Here is an 18,904-nt window from a genome sequence, read left to right on the forward strand (position 1 = left end):
GGTTATTCCCACCAGGCATGAAATGTTTGCATAGTGTCGGCAAGCCATACAGGCTCACCCTGCATCGGCGTCAGCAGCCGATACGTCTTGTCTTTACTGGCAGCGGCCAGCCGTTTGTACGGGTCATCCCAGGTATGTTTTGCCAATACAAAGCGCCCGGCGTGCCCCGGCAGCACACGCTGTGCGTTAAGATCTACCGCCGCCTGCGCGGTTTGCTCCGGCATCATGTGAATGTAGCGCCAGTCCTGGTCATACTGACCGTCTTCCTGAATGGCGAGGTCAACCTTGCCAAACTGTTCGCCAATCGCTTTAAAGTGCGGGCCGTAGCCGCTGTCGCCGCTGTAGTAAATCTTTTGCGTCGGCGTCACGAACATAAAGCTGGCCCACAGGGTCTGGTTACGCTTGATGCCTCGGCCGGAAAAGTGACGCGCGGGTAAAACGTGTACGCTCAGCGCATCACTGATAGTGACGCTTTGCTGCCAGTCCGCTTCGGTGATGATCTCGTCTTTCATCCCCCAGTAACGCAGGTGAGAACCCACCCCCAGCGGCACGACAGCGCGTTTCACCTTCGGCATCAACCCTTTAATGGTGGCGTAGTCGAGATGATCGTAGTGATCGTGGGAGATAATCAGCAGGTCGATTTCCGGCATATTGGCCGCCTGCCATGGATAATTACCGTCAAACGCCTTATTCAAAAAAGCGAAGGGTGCGGCGTAACTGCTAAATACCGGGTCAATCAGAATGCGTTTGCCGGACAACTGTAAATACCACGACGAGTGGCCCAGCCAAATCATGGTGTCTTGTTGCAGTGGCAGACTGGCGAGGTCAGTTGGCACCAGCGGCAGCGGCTGCTGTGGACGGGCATTTTCACGTTTAGCCGTTAAAAATTCCCACCACGCCATGATCATATTTTTGTCGCCGGTAAAACCCGGCGTAGGCAATGTGTTCTGGAACGCGCCATCGCGATAGTTTGGCGAGCGCTCTATCTGACTTTTCTCGGCCCCCTGCGGTGCCTGGCCAAAACCAGCGTTCAGAACGAAAGGTAAACTTGCAGCACTGGCAATAAGCATGATGGCAACCACACAGATGATGAAACGTTTCATGTCCTGACCCGAGATTGGCTTCATCCAGGAAGCCACACTAAAAAAGTTGATTATGAGTGAGTAGGCACTCATTATAGGAAGGTGAGAAAAAAATCGTCAAGCAATTTCCAAAATTAAACAATCGACGTTGAAGTCTCAGGGCTCAACATGTTTCAATCACCGTTTTAACCGTCAGAGAGGTAAAGTGTAGTGGCTCGTCCGAAGAGTGAAGATAAAAAACAAGCGTTACTAGATGCTGCTACCAGCGCCATTGCCCAATCCGGTATTGCCGCGTCGACTGCGCTTATTGCACGCAGTGCCGGGGTGGCTGAAGGCACACTGTTTCGCTATTTCGCCACCAAAGACGACCTGCTGAATGCGCTTTATCTGCATCTGAAGAGCGACCTGTGTCAGGCTATGCTTGCCGGACTTGTCGAGAACGTCTCGCCAAAAGAATTTACCCACAGTATCTGGAACAGCTATATCGACTGGGGCGTGCGAAACCCCACCGGGCATCACGCCATTCGCCGCATGGCGGTGAGCGAAAAAATCACCGATGAAACCATCGAGCAGGTGCGTGCCATGTTCCCTGAGCTACAGAAGCTCTGCCAACGCTCGGTTCGTCCGGTATTTATGTCGGACGAATTCCGCTCCTTTGGCGATGCGCTGTTCCTGTCGCTGGCGGAAGCCACCATTGAATTTGCCAGCCGAGAGCCACAGCGCGCCGATGCTCTGAAGGCGCTGGGTTTTGAAGCCATGTGGCTGGCACTCGCCGAGGAAGAGTAATGGACGGTAAAACTCTGCATGCACGGGCGCATGATTTTGCGCTTACCCTGCCCTTCTCGGATATCTACTGGCCGTTCGGGCCGGAATATGACGTCTTCACCGTCGAAGGGAAGATATTTATGCTGAAAACCTGTCTGCGCGGTGAGGCGATCCTCAACCTGAAGGTCGATCCCGAGCAATCGCTTTTACATCAGGCGATCTACCCGCATATCAAGCCGGGTTACCACATGAATAAAAAACACTGGATTTCCGTCTATCCGGGCCCGGAGATCACCGAGGATCTGCTCAACAGTTTGATTGAGGATTCCTGGAATCTGGTGGTCAACAAGTTGCCGAAGCGTGTTCAGCAACGCGTCCGTCCCTCCTGATTTTGCGTTCAATGCGATAAGTGTTATCGCATTGAATACCCTTCTCATTTGTTAATCAGCGCGGTACCCTGCTGTGATTCAACGCACCGATTGGCGGTGCTTTTCATCATTCAGGAGTATTTATGGATATCGTTTCCGTTGCCTTAGCACGCTATTCCACCAAGGCGTTCGACGCCAGCAAAAAACTGACCGCTGAGCAGGCTGCAAACCTGAAAACGCTGCTGCGCTATAGCCCGTCGAGCACCAACTCCCAGCCGTGGCATTTCATCGTCGCCAGCACCGACGAAGGGAAAGCACGTGTGGCGAAATCCACTGCGGGCGGCTACGTGTTTAACGAACGCAAAATGCTCGATGCCTCTCACGTGGTAGTGTTCTGCGCGAAAACCGCCATTGATGACGCGTGGCTGGAAAAAGTGGTCGATCAGGAAGAAGTCGATGGCCGTTTCGCCAACCCGGAAGCCAAAGCGGCTAACCATAAAGGCCGTACTTTCTTTGCCGATCTGCACCGTAAAGAGTACCACGATGACGATCAGTGGGCTGCGCGTCAGACCTACCTGAACGTCGGTAACTTCCTGCTGGCAATGGGCGCAATGGGCCTGGATGCGGTACCGATTGAAGGCTTTGATGCTGCCGTTCTCGACGCCGAGTTTGGTCTGAAAGAGAAAGGCTTCACCAGCCTGGTGGTGGTACCGGTGGGCTATCACAGCGAAGAAGATTTCAACAAGAAGCTGCCTAAATCACGTCTGCCTGAAGAGACGGTGATTACCGAGATTTAATCGGTTTAGGTGTTACTCCCGGCGGCGCTGCGCTTGGCCGGGCTACGTATTGCGGTAACCCGGTTTCGCTACGTGACGCCGGGAAATCTCAATATAGCACTATCTGCGGATGCTTGACGCCGCACGCCAGCGCATAGCGCGTCAGCGTGTCCAGGCTCGCACGGGTTACATTCGCTTCCATTCTTGATACCGTTGGCGCACTGACGCCCATCTTCATCGCCACCTGCGCCCGAGTCAGCCCCGCATGATTTCGCCATTGTGCCAGCATGGCACGCAGTCTTTCTCGCCGTGCCTCAGCATCAAACGCTGCTTTCACATCCGGTGCGTCCAGCATCTCGGCTTTCAGTTCATCCCAATCAATAATTTTCTTGCTCATCCCGCATCTCCTGTAGCCGCTTTAGTGCCAGACGTATCTCCGCTGGGGGCGTTTTTGGCATTTTTTTAATAAAAACGCGTAGCAAAAAAATCGTTTCTTCACGCTGAAATACATAGATGCCTCGGGTATGGATACCTCCGAGCGTGCGTATTTCAAAGAGTCCATGAGAAAGAGGCTTGCTGTCCGGTTCCCGCAGTAAGGTAGGGTTATGCCGAAGTTTCTCTATCTTGCCGATCATTTTAGCCTGAGCCGACGCAGGCAGTGCCAGCAGCTCATCTCTGACATCCGAATGAACAACGATTCTGAACACGATTTTCGTCTCTGAAATATTAGCATATAAGGCAAATTGCATTAAAGGCTAATCTGCCAACCATGCATGACTTTATGCGCAATAAAGACGACATTCAGATCCTATCATCAATTCTGGATAGCGGATCGTAAAACAGCATCGAACCGTAGCCCGGCCAAGCGCAGCGCCGCCGGGAGTGTTTCAGCGCGAGAGCTTCTCCAGCACTACCTCCCCCGCTTCATCGACCGGTAAATACACCAGCAGGCGTGAGCCGTTACGCGGCGCGGAGTACCAGTACATTTGCTGGAGCTGGAATTCACCGAACTCGGGATGGTTAAAATTTTTAATCTGGTTTTCGACGCCGCGAACTTCGTAGCGCTGATGCCACAGGGCTTCAAACTCGGCAGAGGCGGCGAAAAAACGTGCCAGCTTGTTTTCCCACGCCGGTTCACCACGGTGTTCTGCCATCGCGGCGCGGAAATAAGAGACAAAGGTCGCCAGCGCATCACGATTCGCCAGACGGCTGCGCCAGCCGGGGTGCGTCAGATACAGGTAGATACAATTTCTATCGTCTTCCGGAAGGGTTGAAAAATCGACCCCCATCAGCCGACAAAAGGCATCATTCCACGCCACAATATCGAAATTCGGTCGCTGAACGCTGGCGGGATTAGGCAGCAAACTGTCCAGCATACGGCGTGCGCCGGGGCTTATTGAGTCACACTGAGGGACGTTGACGGATTCCAGCGGCGCCAGCCCCGCCAGCACAAACAGATGGCGCGTCTCAAGCTCGCTGCACGAAAGCGCCTCGGCGACCGCTTGCATTACCGCGACCGACGGATTAACCTCGCGCCCCTGCTCAAGCCAGGTATACCAGGTCACGCCAACATCTGCCAGCATCGCCACCTCTTCGCGACGCAGACCCGGCGTGCGCCGCCGTCCGCTGCGCGGTAATCCCAGCCGTTGCGGATCGAGACTTTCCCGTCGCGCCCGAAGAAATGCACCCAGCTGCTTACGGCTATCGCTCTGCCGTGTCTGCAATGCATCAATTTCACTGTGGCTGATGAGGCTCATGGTATCTCCAGCATAGTAGTGCCAATACCAGTATAACCAGGAACTGGTACCCGTTTATTTAAAGAGCGATGCTACGGCCAATCGCTGAATGACGCAATGGAGTCACCATGAAAACGTCTACTGTTTCACCCGGCCGTGCGGGGCTTCTCCTGCTGATGATCGGCCTGATGTTGCCGCAAATTGATACCTCAATTACCAACGTCGCCCTCGATTCAATTACCGCGTCGCTGCACGCCAGCGCCACGCAACTGGAGCTTATCGTCGCATTGTACGGCGTGGCGTTCGCCGTCTGTCTGGCAATGGGCAGTAAGCTGGGCGATAACTACGGCCGTCGTCGCCTGTTTATGTGGGGCGTGGCGGTGTTTAGCCTGGCCTCGCTGCTGTGCGGCATATCGAATTCAATTACCGCCCTGCTGGCTGCACGCACGCTGCAAGGGGCGGGTGCGGCGTTGATAGTGCCGCAGATTCTCGCGACGCTTCATGTGACTATGAAAGGTACCGCGCACGCTCGCGCAATTAGCCTGTACGGGGGGATCGGCGGGATCTCGTTTATCGTCGGCCAGATGTTCGGCGGCTGGCTGGTGTCGGCGGATATCGCCGGGATGGGCTGGCGTAACGCTTTTTTCATCAACGTACCGATTGGCCTGCTGGTGCTGGCATTCAGCCGCCGCTATGTCCCGGAAACCCGTCGCGACGAGCATTCCAGCATCGACTGGCAGGGCACGCTTAGCCTGGGGCTGGTGCTGTGCTGCCTGCTGTTTCCGATGGCATTGGGGCCGGAACTGCATTGGCCGTGGTCAATGCGTCTGATGCTGCTGGCGACGATTCCACTGCTGTTCTGGATGCGCACAAGCGCGCGACAAAAAGAGCGACGCGGTGAGCATCCTCTGTTACCACCACGGCTGTTGAAATTCGCCAGTATTCGCTTCGGGATGGTTATCGCCCTGCTGTTTTTCAGCGCCTGGTCTGGGTTTATGTTCTGTATGGCGCTGACCATGCAGTCGGGTCTGGGCATGGCACCGTGGCAGTCAGGAAACAGCTTTGTCGCCCTTGGCGTCGCCTACTTCCTGTCGGCGATGTACGCACCGAAACTGATCGCCCGCCACAGTATGGGACGGATTATGGTTGCCGGTCTGGTGGTGCAAATTAGCGGTCTGTTGCTGCTGATGGAGACTTTCCATCACTTCGGCCAATCAACCACTACGCTAATCCTGATGCCGTCGACGGCGCTGATTGGCTATGGTCAGGCGCTGATTGTGAACTGCTTCTACCGCGTAGGAATGCGTGATATCACCGCCAATGATGCCGGTGCCGGCAGCGCGCTGCTCAGTACGGTGCAACAAGCCACGCTGGGCCTTGGTCCTGCGGTATTTGGCTCACTGCTGCTGGTGTTGATGCGTAACCATCACGGCAGTTATACCGATGCGATGGTCGGCTTCCTTGGCGTTGAAGCGGTGATGATGCTGCTGCTGGCGATTATCGCCATTGGCCTGCGCCATCATTTAAACCGTAGCCCGGCGCTCTCCACCTCGTAATGTTAAGTTCCTGTATATGCTCGTCGTCTTTCAAGTTGCAGGTGCGTTGGCTGTGTTCGTTCACCCGAATCACTTACTACAGTAAGCTCATCGGGATTCACTCGCTTGCCGCCTTCCTGCAACTTGAAATCCATAGAGCATAGCGGTTTGCATATTATAGCCAGCCTGTCCATTATAAAGGGCTGGCATTAAAGGAGACGTTATGCAGGAACTGATTACCCAAATCGAAGAAATGGGCATTGAAATAAACCATACCAATTCACTCTTCATCATCTTTGGTATTATTTTTCTCACTGCCATCATTGTCCATCTGATACTGCATCGGCTGGTGCTTCGAACCTTTGAAAAGCGTGCGCAGGCGAGCAGTCATTTATGGCTGCAAATCATTACGCAAAATAAACTGTTTCACCGTCTGGCGTTTACCCTGCAAGGGATTATTGTCAACGTGCAGGCAGTGTTATGGCTGCAAAAAGGCAGCGATGCGGCACAAATATTAACCACCGTCGCGCAACTGTGGGTCATGCTATATGCCCTGCTATCGTTCTTCTCGTTGCTGGACGTTATTTTTAATCTCTCACAAAAACTTTCGGTAGCTTCGCAACTACCGTTAAAAGGGATATTCCAGGGCGTTAAGCTGGTCAGCGCCATTTTGGTCGGCATCCTGATAATCTCCCTGCTACTGGGGCAGTCACCGGCAATTCTGATAAGCGGTTTGGGTGCCATGGCCGCGGTATTGATGCTGGTGTTTAAAGACCCGATACTCGGTCTGGTGGCGGGCATTCAGCTGTCTGCCAACGATATGTTGAAACTGGGTGATTGGCTGGAGATGCCGAAATACGGTGCAGACGGCGCGGTGACCGATATTGGTTTAACCACGGTCAAAGTGCGTAACTGGGATAATACTATTACCACTATTCCGACCTGGTCGTTGGTGTCCGATTCCTTTAAAAACTGGAGCGGAATGTCAGCCTCCGGCGGGCGTCGAATTAAGCGCAGTATTAATATCGACACCACCAGCGTGCATTTTCTGGATGAGCAAGAACAGCAGCGCTTAATTCAAGCGCGATTGCTCAAACCGTATATGGACTCACGTCATGAAGAAATTACCATGTGGAACCAGCAGCACGGTGGCGGCGAGTCGGTGCTTAACCTGCGTAAGATGACCAATATCGGTACGTTTCGTGCCTATCTCAATGAATATCTGCGCAACCATCCGCGTATTCGCAAAGATATGACGTTGATGGTACGCCAGCTGGCACCGGATAATAACGGGCTGCCGATTGAGATTTATGCGTTTACCAATACCGTGGTGTGGGCGGAATATGAAAGCATTCAGGCCGATATCTTTGACCATCTTTTTGCGGTGGTGGAAGAGTTTGGTTTACGTATTCACCAGTCACCGACCGGTAATGATATTCGCGCCCTGGCAGGCGCGATAGGTCAGTAATCCTCAGGCGCTGGCGCGTGAAATAAAGCGCCAGTCCAGCATCACCCGTTCCGTTGGGACGTCCGGATTCTCAATCTTATTAAGCAGCAGCTCCACGGCCTTAGCCCCGATCTCACGTGACGGTTGCTGGACGGTGGTAAGCTGCGGCGACACCATTTCAGCCAACTCCGTGCCGTCAAAACCCACAACCGCAATATCTTCCGGCACCCGTAGCCCGGCCTGTTCAATGGCACGCATGGCACCGGCCGCCAGCGAATCGGAAACGGCAAATACCGCATCCGGGCGTGGATTCATCGCCAGCAGTTTTTTCATTGCCGCCTTACCCGCCGCCGCGCTCAGGTCGTTAGCGTACTCAACGGCCGAACAGTCCAGTTCCTGCTTTTGCAGTACCGATTTATATCCCTGTTCGCGCAGACGGGCATATTTATAGCTCAGGTCGTGGTTGATCAGCGCAATATGCTGACGCCCCATTGCCGCCAGATAACCCACTGCATGTTCCGCCGCATCGACATCGTTAATACCGACGCAAGACACCGCGCCCGCATCGGCATATTCAGCACACTGTACCCACGGCGCATCACCAATGACGGTGGTCAGTTCCGGCAGTCTGGTGAAGGCGTCCATGGTGATAATTCCGTCGACCATTTTGCCGGTCAGCAGGCGCAGGCCCGACTTTGAACGTTCAATATCAGAGCCGGAGTGGCACAGCAAAATACGATAACCGTTTTGCTCAGCCGCCTCCTCGATTCCTTTCACCACCTCGGCGCAAAATGGGTTAGCGATATTCGACACCATCACTAAAATCATCGAGCTGCGTGCCGTCCTGAGCTGGCGTGCCAGAAGGTTCGGCTGGTAGTTGCTCTCTTTTATCGCCTTAAGCACCCGCTCGCGATTTTTCTCTTTCACCGTCTCGCTGTTATTCAACACACGCGATACGGTGGCGACCGAAACCCCCGCTAGTTGGGCGATTTTCTGAATTGACATAGCTACGCGATTCCCTGCAATTAACGCTTTGGTGCAGGCTATCATAAAAACGTGCCCGGCGTACCGGGCACAGGATTATTGCTCTACGCTGACCCAACGCCGTTGTTGATGGCTTTTCACTATTGCATCAATGATATACATCACGTTCGCGCCTTCACTGAATGAAGCAAAACGACGCTCGCGAGCCTCCGGCATTTTTCCGGCCTCAACCGCCTGGTAGAAATTAAGCATCATATTTTTAAACGCATCCGGCCAGCCTTCGCTATGCCCCCCGGGGAAATGCGCCTGCCCGGCAACATCACGATTGAGCAGGCTAGGATCATCGCTTAGCCATTGATTTGCCTGGCTGCGTTTGCCAATCCACAATTGCTGCGGGTTTTCCTGATCCCACGACAGTGAGCTTGCGCTGGCGTTGATATCAAAATGCAGGCGGTTTTTACGCCCGGCGCTGACCTGCGAAACGCTAAAGCAGCCTTTGCTGCCGTCGTCAAAGCGGAACAAAATGGAACCGGCGTCTTCGGTAGTGACCGGAATATCCTGATACTGCGCGTCAGGACGATGCTCGCTAAAGGTAGCTTCTGCGGTGACGCTGGCTTTGCGCGTCGGCCAGACGATAGCAAGGTCAGCCATCACATCAACAATACGCCGCCCGGTGACGAACTGGATGGTATCGCACCAGTGGGAGCCAATATCGGCCACCGCACGCGACACGCCGCCCTGCTGCGCATCCACTCGCCAGTTGAAGTCGGTTTCCAGTAACATCCAGTCCTGATGATAACCGCCGTAGGCTGAAAAGAGCCGCCCGGCGCTACCGTCACGCATCATGCTCGCCGCCTGCTGCACCATCGCAAACTGGCGATAGACAAAACTGACCCCGTGTACCACGCCCGCCTTTTGCGCCAGTTGCTCAAGCTCTCTCGCCTCTTCCGGCGTCAGGCACAGCGGTTTCTCGGAGAAAACGTGCTTGCCCGCGTTTAGGATCTGCCGGTTGACCTGCGCGTGCAGGAAGTTGGGCGTGCAGTTGTGTACCACCTGTAATCCCGGATGGGCCAGCAAAGCATCAACGTCACCGTAAGCATGAGGAATATTGAGCTGGCGCGCCTTTTCCTGCGCCTGTTCCAGCGACGCATCGCACAGCGCTACCACCTCGACAAACCCCAGTCGGCGCAGCGCTTCTACATGCGCCGGGCCGATAAACCCGGAGCCAACGATACCGACATGAATCATCCGCGTACCTCGCTGCCTGCGGCGAAGTCATCAAATGCCCGTGCGGAGACAGGGATGATATGCCGCTGGATAAATTCACTGCCTTCCCGTGCGCCAACCTGCGCATCCTTCAGGCAACATTCCCACTCCAGCACCGCCCAACCGTCAAAGTCATACTGGGTCAGCTTGCTGAAAATCTTTTTAAAATCGATATCACCGTCGCCCAGTGAGCGGAAACGCCCGGGGCGATCGGCCCAGTTTTGATAGCCGCCGTAGACGCCGCTGCGCCCGTTTTTCTGGAACTCAGCATCCTTGACGTGGAACGCCCGAATGCGTGAGTGGTAGATATCGAGATAAGCCAGATAATCAATGTTCTGCAGATGCAGGTGGCTCGGATCGTACAGCATGTGGCAACGCGGGTGGTTATCCAGCTTGTCCAGAAAACGCTCAAAGGTCACGCCGTCATGCAGGTCTTCACCGGGGTGAATTTCATAGCATACGTCGACTCCGTGCTCCTCAAAGCAGTCGAGAATCGGCCGCCAGCGTTTCGCCAGCTCGTTGAACGCCTCATCCAGAAGCTGAGCATTGTGCGGCGGCCACGGGTAAAACCACGGCCAGGCCAGCGCCCCGGAGAACGTCGCATGAGCTTTAAGCCCCAGCCTTGAGGAGGCCTGTGCGGCTTTCATCACGCTGTCTACCGCCCACTGCTGGCGCGCCGCTGGATTGCCTTTCACGGCGGCAGGCGCAAAAGCATCGAAAGCCTGGTCGTAGGTTGGGTTCACGGCGACAAGCTGCCCTTCGAGGTGGGTCGATAGCTCGCTTATCACCAGACCGTGTTCCGCCAGCCGCCCGGCGATATCATCGCAGTAGGTCTGGCTGGCGGCGGCCTGCTCAAGATTGAAAATGGCAGGATGATTGCACGGCAACTGTAGTGCTTTGAACCCTAGCCCTACCGCCCATTGTGCCAGCCCATCGAGCGTATTAAACGGCGGCTGACCGCCGATAAACTGCGCCAGAAAAATCCCCGGCCCCTTGATGGTTTTCATACCCTTCCTCCTTAAAAAAATCACGCCTGCTCTTTATCGTCGTACTTAAACGAGACCAGGAAAAGCAAAGCAATAACGACGGCGGCAACCGCAGGGATCCACCAGAAATTCACCCATGCCTGCGGCACGGTTTGCCCGGCGACCAACTGGTTGTAGAGGACGCCGGAGATCTGCGAGCCCAGCAACATACCGATACCGTATGTGAACATCACCACCATACTCTGCGCTTGTCCTTTCACCTTCTCCCCCGCCACGCGGTCGGTGTAGATAAAGCCCACCACAAAGAAGAAGTCGTAGCACACGCCGTGCAGCAGAATGCCGAGATACAGCAGGAAGCGCGTTTCTTCGTTGATGCCGAGTGCGAAGAACATGTAGCGCACGAACCACGCCAGCATGCCGATAAGCAGCATGTATTTCACGCCCAAACGACGGAACAGCAGCGGGATAATCAGCATAAAGACGATTTCTGACATCTGCCCGAAGGACATTGCGGTGCTAACGTCCGCCACGCCCGCATCGGCCAGATAAGAGGCGGTGTAGGCGTAGTAGGTGCCTAATGGCACGGAGATAAGCGTCGCGCAGATGGCGAATACCAGAAAGTGGCGGGTTTTCAGCAAGGCAAAGGCATCGGCACAAAACAGATCGCGCAGTTTCAGCGGTTGGCCTTTGGCCGGGGCTGGCGTGTGTGGCAGCGTCAGGCTGTAGACCGCCAATATCACCGAGCACAGCGCCGCCAGCGTAAAGATACCGGTGGTATCTGATATGCCCGTCACGCCGATAAAGATCCCGGCAATAATCCAGCCGATAGTGCCGAACACGCGCACCACCGGGAAGGTTTTGTCGATATTGTTCAGGCTGTGGAAAGCAATGTTGTTGGTCAGCGCCAGCGTTGGCATGTAGCACAGGGTGTAGCCAAACAGCAGGCCGATAAGCAGCGCGCCATTTTCTGCCACCAGCGCCTGCGGCACAAACCATAGGATTACCGCACCCAGCAGGTGCATTACTGCCATCACCTTTTGTGACGGGAAGAAGCGGTCAACCAGCATCCCCAGTACAAACGGTGAAAGGATAGAAGCAATCGGCCCTGCCGAGAAAGCATCACCAATCAGCAGGGACATATTGTGTTGGCTCATCACCAGACCTAAGGTGACTGACCAACTGCCCCAGATAAAGAACTGCATAAACATCATCAATGACAGACGCGGCACCAGCAGCCGGTGCTGTACTCCGTTATTTTCAGGACCTTGTGTTGTTGTGGAGACCATGTTTTTACCCTCAAAGTAATCGATTACAAAAACAGCTCAAAAGAAAAGTAATCGATTACAAATTAAAGATCGCGCATGAAATAGCAGATTTGCGAGAAGGGTCACGATTAAAAATGAGTCGGGGATAGAGGCGGGATGGGAGAGTGCCCGGCGGCGCTGCGCTTGGCCGGGCTACCCGTTCAAGTAGCATGGCCGAGCATCGCGACGCCGGGAAGTGCGCGGTAATTACGCTTTGCGACGTAACACTTTAAATGCGATGAACAGGAACAGCACCCATACCGGCAGCAGAATAGCCGACAGACGCATGCCGTCCATGGTGCACATTAGAACCAGTACCATCAGCAGGAAAGCGATACAGATATAGTTGCTGGCCGGTGCCCACAACGCTTTGAATTTTGGCTCACGACCTTTACGACGCATAGCGGCACGGAATTTGAGGTGCGCCATGCAGATCATTACCCAGTTTAGCAGCAGCGTTGCCACCACCAGCGCCATCAGCAGACCAAACGCCTTCTGCGGCAGCAGATAGTTCACCAGCACCACCAGCGAAGTAATGGCCCCGGAGAGAACAAGCGAGTTCACCGGCACACCGCGACGGCTGACTTTGGTCAAAAAGCGTGGTGCGTTACCCTGCACTGAGAGGCCAAACAGCATGCGGCTGTTGGAATACACGCCGCTATTATAAACCGACAGTGAGGCCACCAGAATGACAAAGTTCAGCACCGAAGCCACCAGGTTGCTGTCCAGATTGTGGAAGATCATCACAAATGGGCTGCTGTCAGATTTAATGGCATGCCACGGGTAAAGCGCCAGTAATACAATCAGTGAACCGATGTAAAACAGAAGGATACGGTATACAACCTGATTGACGGCTTTCGGAATTGAGCGTTCCGGATCACGCGCTTCCGCCGCCGTAATCCCAATCAGTTCCAGCCCGCCGAAGGAGAACATAATCACCGCCAGCGATAAGATAAGCCCTTTCCAGCCGGTCGCCAGGAAGCCATCGAAGCGCCAGAGGTTATCGATACTGGCATGCTCGCCGCCTTTACCCGAGGCCAGCATCCAGATGCCAAAACCAATCATGCCAATGATCGCCAGCACTTTAATCAACGCAAACCAGAATTCCGTTTCGCCATACAGGCGCACGTTTACGAGGTTAACGGCGTTAATCAGCACGAAGAAGCCCGCGGCCCACACCCACGTTGGGATATCAGGCAGCCAATATTGCATATAGATCCCGGCGGCAGTCAGTTCAGCCATGCCTACCAGCACGAACATGACCCAGTAGTTCCAGCCGGAGAGAAATCCAGCGAACGGCCCCCAGTATTTATAAGCAAAATGAGCAAACGATCCGGATACCGGCTCTTCAACAACCATCTCGCCTAAAAGGCGCATGATCATAAAGGCGATAACACCGGCAATGGCATAACCCAACACAACCGCCGGGCCTGCCATTTGGATAGCCGGGCCGATGCCGAGGAACAGGCCGGTACCGATGGCGCCGCCGAGGGCGATTAATTGGATATGGCGGTTTTGTAATCCGCGGTGAAGCGTCGGGCTATTTTCCGACGACGCATCCGGTTGATTCTGGCTGGATGCTGATGACGCGTTTCTCACGTCTGACCCCTGTAGCTTTGATATGAAGGGGCACCTTTTAACACTTAGCGCGGCTTGTCGCAAGGCAATCAGTACCCGTAGCACTACGCTAAAAAGCCAGGCAATGCGTAAGATGAGCGCGGTAGGCCTGAAAGCTGCGCACCATCCGGCAGTGTGCGGCAGATTGCCGGATGGCGCGCAGCTCATCCGGCCTACGGTATGATTTATCTCATCCGCATGATGATGAATTTATTGCCACCATGATGCTGAGTGTCAAAACGCTCCTGTTAAGAAGCCTCTTTTAGAAGTCGTAGCTGACGGAAACTTTCAGCGTACGCGCTTCACCCTGGTACAGATAGACACCAAGGTCATCGACGCCAGACCAATATTTCTCGTTGGTCACGTTGGTGATACCGGCACGCCACACCAGATCGTTCTGATCCTGATTCAGGTGCATACGATAACGGACGCCTAAATCCAGCGTGGTGTAGCTATCGAGTTTTTTGGTGTTGGCAGAGTCAGCATATTGGGAGCCGGTATGGTTAACACGCGCGGTGGCCGTCAGGCCCTCAACCGGTTTGATGTCGTATTCAGCACCCAGAACTGCATAGAAGCGGGATACGCCAATCGCATCGTTACCATCGTTGAGACCGCCTTTGGTTTTGGTCATCTCCGGGTCAATCCACAGGGTGCTGCCGTTCAGGCGCAGGCCAAGAACCGGTTCGCCAAAGACGTTCAGCTCAACGCCACGGTTGCGCTGCTCGCCGTCCATGCCGTAGTAGCCGTCGCTATCGAGCACGCCGGACGGTTTCTTAATCTGGAACAGCGCCAGTGAACCGCCAACACGTTCGTAGTCAATTTTCACGCCCACTTCATCCTGCTTCGAGTGAGCGATACCGATACTCTGACCAAAGTTTTTCGCTGTGCTTGGCGCGTTGCCGCCCGGTTGCAGCGCTTCGGTATGGTTTGCGTACAGCGATACCGTTTCCCACGGCTTGTAGACCAGGCCGAAGGTTGGCATCCAACGGCTTTCATCAAAGCTTGAGGTGGTGGTTTCCAGACCGGTGCTGTTGTTGTAGTTGCGAATCACTACTTTCTGATGACGTGCGGCAGCGGTAAACAGCACGGTGTCATCAAAGAAGCCCAACGTATCGCTGAACAGCCAGCCCTGAGTCCGGTTGCGCGCGGTGGTCAGCGGGTCGTGATAGTTGCCACCGGTCAGGGTGTAATCCGGCATCGCAACGCCCTGGTTGTCGTAGATATTAGTGGTTGGGTTGGTTTTAGTATTCGACATACGCCAGGCCGTGGCATCGCGGGTGAGCTTCGCCGAGTAGCCAATATTCACTTTATGTGAGATAGCGCCAGTGTCGAAGTTGCCGCGAAGGCCGCCCATGCCGCTGAAGCTATCAATAAGGCGGTTGGTATCCAGACGCCCGACGGTAGCATCACCATTCACATTGGTCAGCTTCGGCGTGGCGTAAATGCCCTCTTCGTGTGCATGCTGCGCACCGAGGCCAACGTAAGTGGTCCAGTTGTCGGTCAGATCATATTCTGCTTTTGCCATACCGAATTCGTTTTCAATATCGCTATAGCCCCACTTCTGGCCGGTATTTTTGGTATTGCTCGGCACATCCGGGATTTCGCTAATCGCCGCGAACCCCACGCCCATCTCACCGCCGTGGAAGGTTTTTTTCTGGTAGCCAAAATCGAACGAAGAACGGAAACGATCGCCACGATAATCCAGCCCTAAGGAAGCCAAAGTGGTACGACGGTTGTCGTTATCGACACGCGCTTCCCCTTCGCGATGCAGCACGTTCACGCGGGCGCCCCACTGGTTGTCATCGCCAAAACGGCGGCCAACATCCAGCGCACCGCCGACCTGAGAGTTACCGGTGTAATCCACGCCGATACGCGTCGTGGGGATATCTTCGGCGCGTTTAGGTTCCAGGTTAATCATCCCACCGACGCCAGAGCTTGCCGCACCGTTCACTAGCGCGTTAGCTCCTTTAAAGACTTCAATGCGTTCCAGCATCTGGGTATCGACCACCTGACGCGGTACGACGCCTGACAGGCCGCCCATCGTCATGTCATCACCATCGAGCTTCAAACCGCGAATACGATAGGTTTCGGCAAAGTTACCGTAACCCTGAACTGCCTGCACACCGGCATCGTTTTTGACCACGTCGGCGATGGTTTTTGCCTGCTGATCCTGCACCAGCTTCGAGGTGTAGCCGATAACGTTGAACGGCACATCCATTGATTTCTGCTCGCCTAGCATCCCAAGGCGTCCACCGTGAGCTATCTGCCCATCAAGGTAAGCGGGTACCAGTTGGTCGCCGCCGGGCGTGAAATCACTGCTACCCACGCCCTGCACCACCATGGTTTCGGTCTGATTTTTCTTAGCAGTGGCCTCTTGTGTCGCTGCATTGGCGGCAGGCATGACAGCGCTTATCGCCAGTGCGAGCGCAGACAGTTTTGTTTTCATGAGTGGATCCCCAGGTATCAATAAAAAATTCATCTGAAGTGCCAGCAGGTTTCGCAACTTCGCGCCTCAGAATCCCCCAGTGAAATCCCTCACCGATGACTGAGCCAGCCGTACCGCCTTGATGAATAAAAAAGAGACTGAGAACTATACTCATTATCGTTACATGATCAAGCGCAATGAAACACTTAGGGAGAATGCGTATTTAAGGTGGAGGCATTGTCGCGCTGCGGGCGCTTTGCCACAGTGCCGGGATTTGTAAAAGCACCTCTTCAATCATTCGGCGTTTATCATGGCCGGGGCGCCAGAGGGTGACCATTGTCTGACTTATCCCTTCATTGCCGACTGCCACAGGGATGACTGATACATTTTGCCAACCCGCGGCCTGAAAATGCGTGGGCAGAAAACCCCATCCGCAGCCTGATTCAATCAGGCCTTGTAGCATCTCCAGTTCGTTGGTGAAAATAATGCTTCCAGCAATTTGCAAGCGTTGCGATACCGGAATATCAGAGGCCGCATGCATAACAATTTGCGGGGTTAAGGACAAATCGAGCAGTGAACACGGCTTAGCAACCTCCGCGAAAAGCGACTGTGCGGCGTAAAAATCCATCTCGATTGTGCCGATTGCTCGCCACTCCATTTCCGTGCCGATACTGCGATTGTTTGCCTGGAAGAATCCCAGGTCAGCCTCTCCGGCAGCCAGCGCCTGCTCCCCGGCTTCACGCGGCATGCAGATCAGACTCAATCGTACATGCCGTTTTGCCATAACGGTAATCAGGCCATGGATAAACTGCCGCGGCGTAAAGGCATCGTAAACGACACTCAGCGCGTGTGTTTGCGTCGACGGCACCTGACACGCAAACTGCTCAAATGCCCTCGCCTGCTGCATAAGCAGTTGCGCCTGTCGCCGAAGCAACTCACCTTCCGGCGTTAATTGCAGTGCTCTCCCTTCACGGACAAACAGCGCATATCCCAGGCCATCTTCCAGCAAATCGATAAGATCGCGTAGCGTCGTTCGGTCTTTGCCGAGTCTGGAGGCAGCTTTCATCAGGCTTCCGTACTTCGCCACGGCAGTAAAGGCTTCTAGCTGAGAAAACGAATACGACAGTGAAGGCAAAACAAACTCCTGGGTTCAAAGTGGGGGTTTTTCCCCCATTAGGCGTTTTTTATTATAGGCCGTCGATTTTTATACTGCACCTAACCCGTTATCACCCCGGGTTAAGGTGTCTATCTTTTAAACTTCGAACGAGAATACGATGAATAATAAACAAAAATCGTTAACTACCGGGTCATGCATCCTGGCAAGCGTTATCGCTGGCGCACTGTTTTCCCCCTCTGCAATGGCGGCCTGCGAAGGCACTGCGTTAACGCATTGTCCCGCGCCTTTTGATAAGCAGCTGCCTGACACACGGAAAATGCTAACCTGGAGCCAGGCCGATCGCGTAATCGGTTTTCGTAACGACTATCGTAACTATCAGGGCGATGTCTTCCACCACGGTAAATCCACTCCTCTACTGGCCGCCGAAAAACCGCTAAAACAGGCGACGTATCAGGTCAACGGCCAGCAGTGGAATCTGCAGGACTATATTAAGCGACAGAATGTCAGCGGGATGCTGGTGCTAAAGGACGGTAAGGTCGCGTGGAAATATCTTGCAGCGGGCAATACCGATACGACGCTATGGACCTCACGCTCGGTGGGGAAAGCCGTCGTTTCTGTGCTGGTAGGCGCGGCGGTCAAGGAAGGCAAAATTCACTCAATGGACGACCTGGTTACCCAATATGAACCTGACCTAAAAGGTACAGCCTGGGAAGGCGTGACCTTGAAGCAACTGATCCAGCATACCTCCGGCGTAGCGTGGAACGAGGATTATACCAATCCACAGTCTGATTTCGCTAAATTAACCCAATGCGAAGCGCATCCAGGCACCTACGACTGCGTTCGTAAACTGGTTTCGGGCCTGAAACGTGCTCACCCTGCCGGAGAGGCCTGGTCCTACTCCTCGGGCGGCGCCTGGTTACTGGGTGACGTTCTCGAACGCGCAACCGGCATGCCGCTGGCCCATTATCTGGAAAAAACGCTCTGGAAGCCTTATGGCATGGCCAATGATGGCGTCTGGCATTCCTACAGCAAAGATAAGCATGATGTTGGCGCACACGGCTTTAACGCCACGCTGGAAGACTGGGGTCGCTTTGGCGAGTTTGTCTTAAACGATGGACGTCTTCCCGATGGTACACAGGTACTGGCGAAGAACTGGATAGCGCAATCAGCAGACTGGACCACGGCGAAAAACTCGGTCTCGGCTGGTCATCCGCAGGGAATTTACGGCTACCAGTGGTGGAATAATGAAGTGCCCGTTAATGCGACAGGAGTGATACCGCGCCCGCAGGATTCGCTTAAAGATTCTATGTGGGCATTGGGTATTTTTGGCCAGATGATTATGGTTAACCGCGCGGAAAACCTGGTTATCGTCCAGTGGTCAACCTGGCCACAGGCGGAGCCATCGTTCAGCGCACAGCCTCTTGAGGCCTCGCTGATGTTTAGCGCGATAGCCCAGGCACTGCATTAATCAGCAGCCGTTATTGATAACGCCAGAG

17 protein-coding genes are annotated in these 18,904 nt (G+C 54.4%); 6 read left to right on the forward strand and 11 right to left on the reverse strand.

Features of this window, described 5'->3' with window-relative positions:
* Positions 1 to 2: 2 nt before the first annotated feature.
* Entirely contained in the window at positions 3 to 1,118 is a 1,116-nt protein-coding gene (locus tag U0026_RS16460) for an MBL fold metallo-hydrolase (protein ID WP_164717444.1), read from the reverse strand.
* A 174-nt stretch (positions 1,119 to 1,292) separates the two neighbouring features.
* Between U0026_RS16460 and U0026_RS16465 the strand changes: the two genes are divergently transcribed.
* From U0026_RS16465 to nfsB, 3 genes are all read left to right on the forward strand, one after another.
* Entirely contained in the window at positions 1,293 to 1,868 is a 576-nt protein-coding gene (locus U0026_RS16465) for a TetR/AcrR family transcriptional regulator (protein ID WP_062777130.1), read from the forward strand.
* The gene (locus tag U0026_RS16470; RefSeq protein ID WP_062777127.1) at positions 1,868 to 2,236 is read left to right on the forward strand and encodes an MmcQ/YjbR family DNA-binding protein; all 369 of its coding nucleotides are present in this window, start codon (positions 1,868 to 1,870) and stop codon (positions 2,234 to 2,236) included. The genes U0026_RS16465 and U0026_RS16470 overlap by 1 nt, the downstream gene beginning before the upstream one ends.
* Positions 2,237 to 2,358: 122 nt before the next feature.
* Positions 2,359 to 3,012 carry an oxygen-insensitive NAD(P)H nitroreductase gene (nfsB, locus tag U0026_RS16475; RefSeq protein ID WP_062777124.1) on the forward strand — a complete coding sequence of 218 codons (654 nt, stop codon included), beginning with the start codon at positions 2,359 to 2,361 and terminating at the stop codon, positions 3,010 to 3,012.
* An 88-nt stretch (positions 3,013 to 3,100) separates the two neighbouring features.
* Here the strand turns inward: nfsB and U0026_RS16480 are convergent, their stop codons facing one another.
* The 3 genes from U0026_RS16480 to U0026_RS16490 form a co-directional block, all read right to left on the reverse strand.
* The gene (locus U0026_RS16480; protein ID WP_062777121.1) at positions 3,101 to 3,388 is read right to left on the reverse strand and encodes a helix-turn-helix domain-containing protein; all 288 of its coding nucleotides are present in this window, start codon (positions 3,386 to 3,388) and stop codon (positions 3,101 to 3,103) included.
* Positions 3,369 to 3,698, reverse strand: a complete 330-nt coding sequence (locus U0026_RS16485; protein ID WP_062777176.1) for a type II toxin-antitoxin system RelE/ParE family toxin — start codon at positions 3,696 to 3,698, stop codon at positions 3,369 to 3,371. The genes U0026_RS16480 and U0026_RS16485 overlap by 20 nt, the downstream gene beginning before the upstream one ends.
* Positions 3,699 to 3,878: 180 nt before the next feature.
* Entirely contained in the window at positions 3,879 to 4,748 is an 870-nt protein-coding gene (locus U0026_RS16490; RefSeq protein WP_062777118.1) for a helix-turn-helix transcriptional regulator, read from the reverse strand.
* Positions 4,749 to 4,855: 107 nt separating this feature from the next.
* On the opposite strand from U0026_RS16490, the gene U0026_RS16495 reads away from it, so the two are divergent.
* Positions 4,856 to 6,283 (forward strand): MFS transporter, encoded by a 1,428-nt coding sequence (locus U0026_RS16495; protein ID WP_062777115.1) that lies wholly within the window; start codon positions 4,856 to 4,858, stop codon positions 6,281 to 6,283.
* Positions 6,284 to 6,485: 202 nt separating this feature from the next.
* Positions 6,486 to 7,730, forward strand: coding sequence for a mechanosensitive ion channel family protein (locus U0026_RS16500; RefSeq protein ID WP_062777112.1), 1,245 nt, complete (start codon positions 6,486 to 6,488; stop codon positions 7,728 to 7,730).
* 3 nt (positions 7,731 to 7,733) lie between these two features.
* On the opposite strand, the gene U0026_RS16505 is transcribed toward U0026_RS16500, so the two are convergent.
* The 7 genes from U0026_RS16505 to U0026_RS16535 all read right to left on the reverse strand — a co-directional run bounded on the left by U0026_RS16505 (position 7,734) and on the right by U0026_RS16535 (position 17,426).
* Entirely contained in the window at positions 7,734 to 8,714 is a 981-nt protein-coding gene (locus U0026_RS16505) for a LacI family DNA-binding transcriptional regulator (RefSeq protein ID WP_062777109.1), read from the reverse strand.
* A gap of 75 nt (positions 8,715 to 8,789) precedes the next feature.
* Positions 8,790 to 9,941 carry a Gfo/Idh/MocA family protein gene (locus U0026_RS16510; RefSeq protein WP_062777106.1) on the reverse strand — a complete coding sequence of 384 codons (1,152 nt, stop codon included), beginning with the start codon at positions 9,939 to 9,941 and terminating at the stop codon, positions 8,790 to 8,792.
* A complete protein-coding gene (locus U0026_RS16515; RefSeq protein ID WP_062777103.1) occupies positions 9,938 to 10,966 on the reverse strand; it encodes a sugar phosphate isomerase/epimerase family protein in 1,029 nt (342 codons plus the stop codon). Before U0026_RS16515 ends, U0026_RS16510 begins: the two co-directional genes overlap by 4 nt.
* Before the next feature lie 20 nt (positions 10,967 to 10,986).
* Positions 10,987 to 12,231 (reverse strand): MFS transporter, encoded by a 1,245-nt coding sequence (locus U0026_RS16520; protein WP_062777100.1) that lies wholly within the window; start codon positions 12,229 to 12,231, stop codon positions 10,987 to 10,989.
* A gap of 225 nt (positions 12,232 to 12,456) precedes the next feature.
* Positions 12,457 to 13,848: a phenylalanine transporter gene (gene pheP / locus U0026_RS16525; RefSeq protein WP_062777098.1), complete on the reverse strand. Its 1,392-nt coding sequence runs from the start codon at positions 13,846 to 13,848 to the stop codon at positions 12,457 to 12,459.
* Between the two features lie 280 nt (positions 13,849 to 14,128).
* Positions 14,129 to 16,345, reverse strand: coding sequence for a TonB-dependent receptor (locus U0026_RS16530; RefSeq protein ID WP_062777095.1), 2,217 nt, complete (start codon positions 16,343 to 16,345; stop codon positions 14,129 to 14,131).
* A gap of 169 nt (positions 16,346 to 16,514) precedes the next feature.
* A complete protein-coding gene (locus U0026_RS16535) occupies positions 16,515 to 17,426 on the reverse strand; it encodes a LysR family transcriptional regulator (protein ID WP_062777092.1) in 912 nt (303 codons plus the stop codon).
* 139 nt (positions 17,427 to 17,565) lie between these two features.
* Between U0026_RS16535 and U0026_RS16540 the strand changes: the two genes are divergently transcribed.
* Positions 17,566 to 18,876 carry a serine hydrolase domain-containing protein gene (locus U0026_RS16540; RefSeq protein ID WP_062777089.1) on the forward strand — a complete coding sequence of 437 codons (1,311 nt, stop codon included), beginning with the start codon at positions 17,566 to 17,568 and terminating at the stop codon, positions 18,874 to 18,876.
* Positions 18,877 to 18,904: the final 28 nt, after the last annotated feature.

This window comes from Kluyvera intermedia, assembly GCF_034424175.1.
Taxonomy (GTDB): Bacteria; Pseudomonadota; Gammaproteobacteria; order Enterobacterales; family Enterobacteriaceae; genus Kluyvera; species Kluyvera intermedia.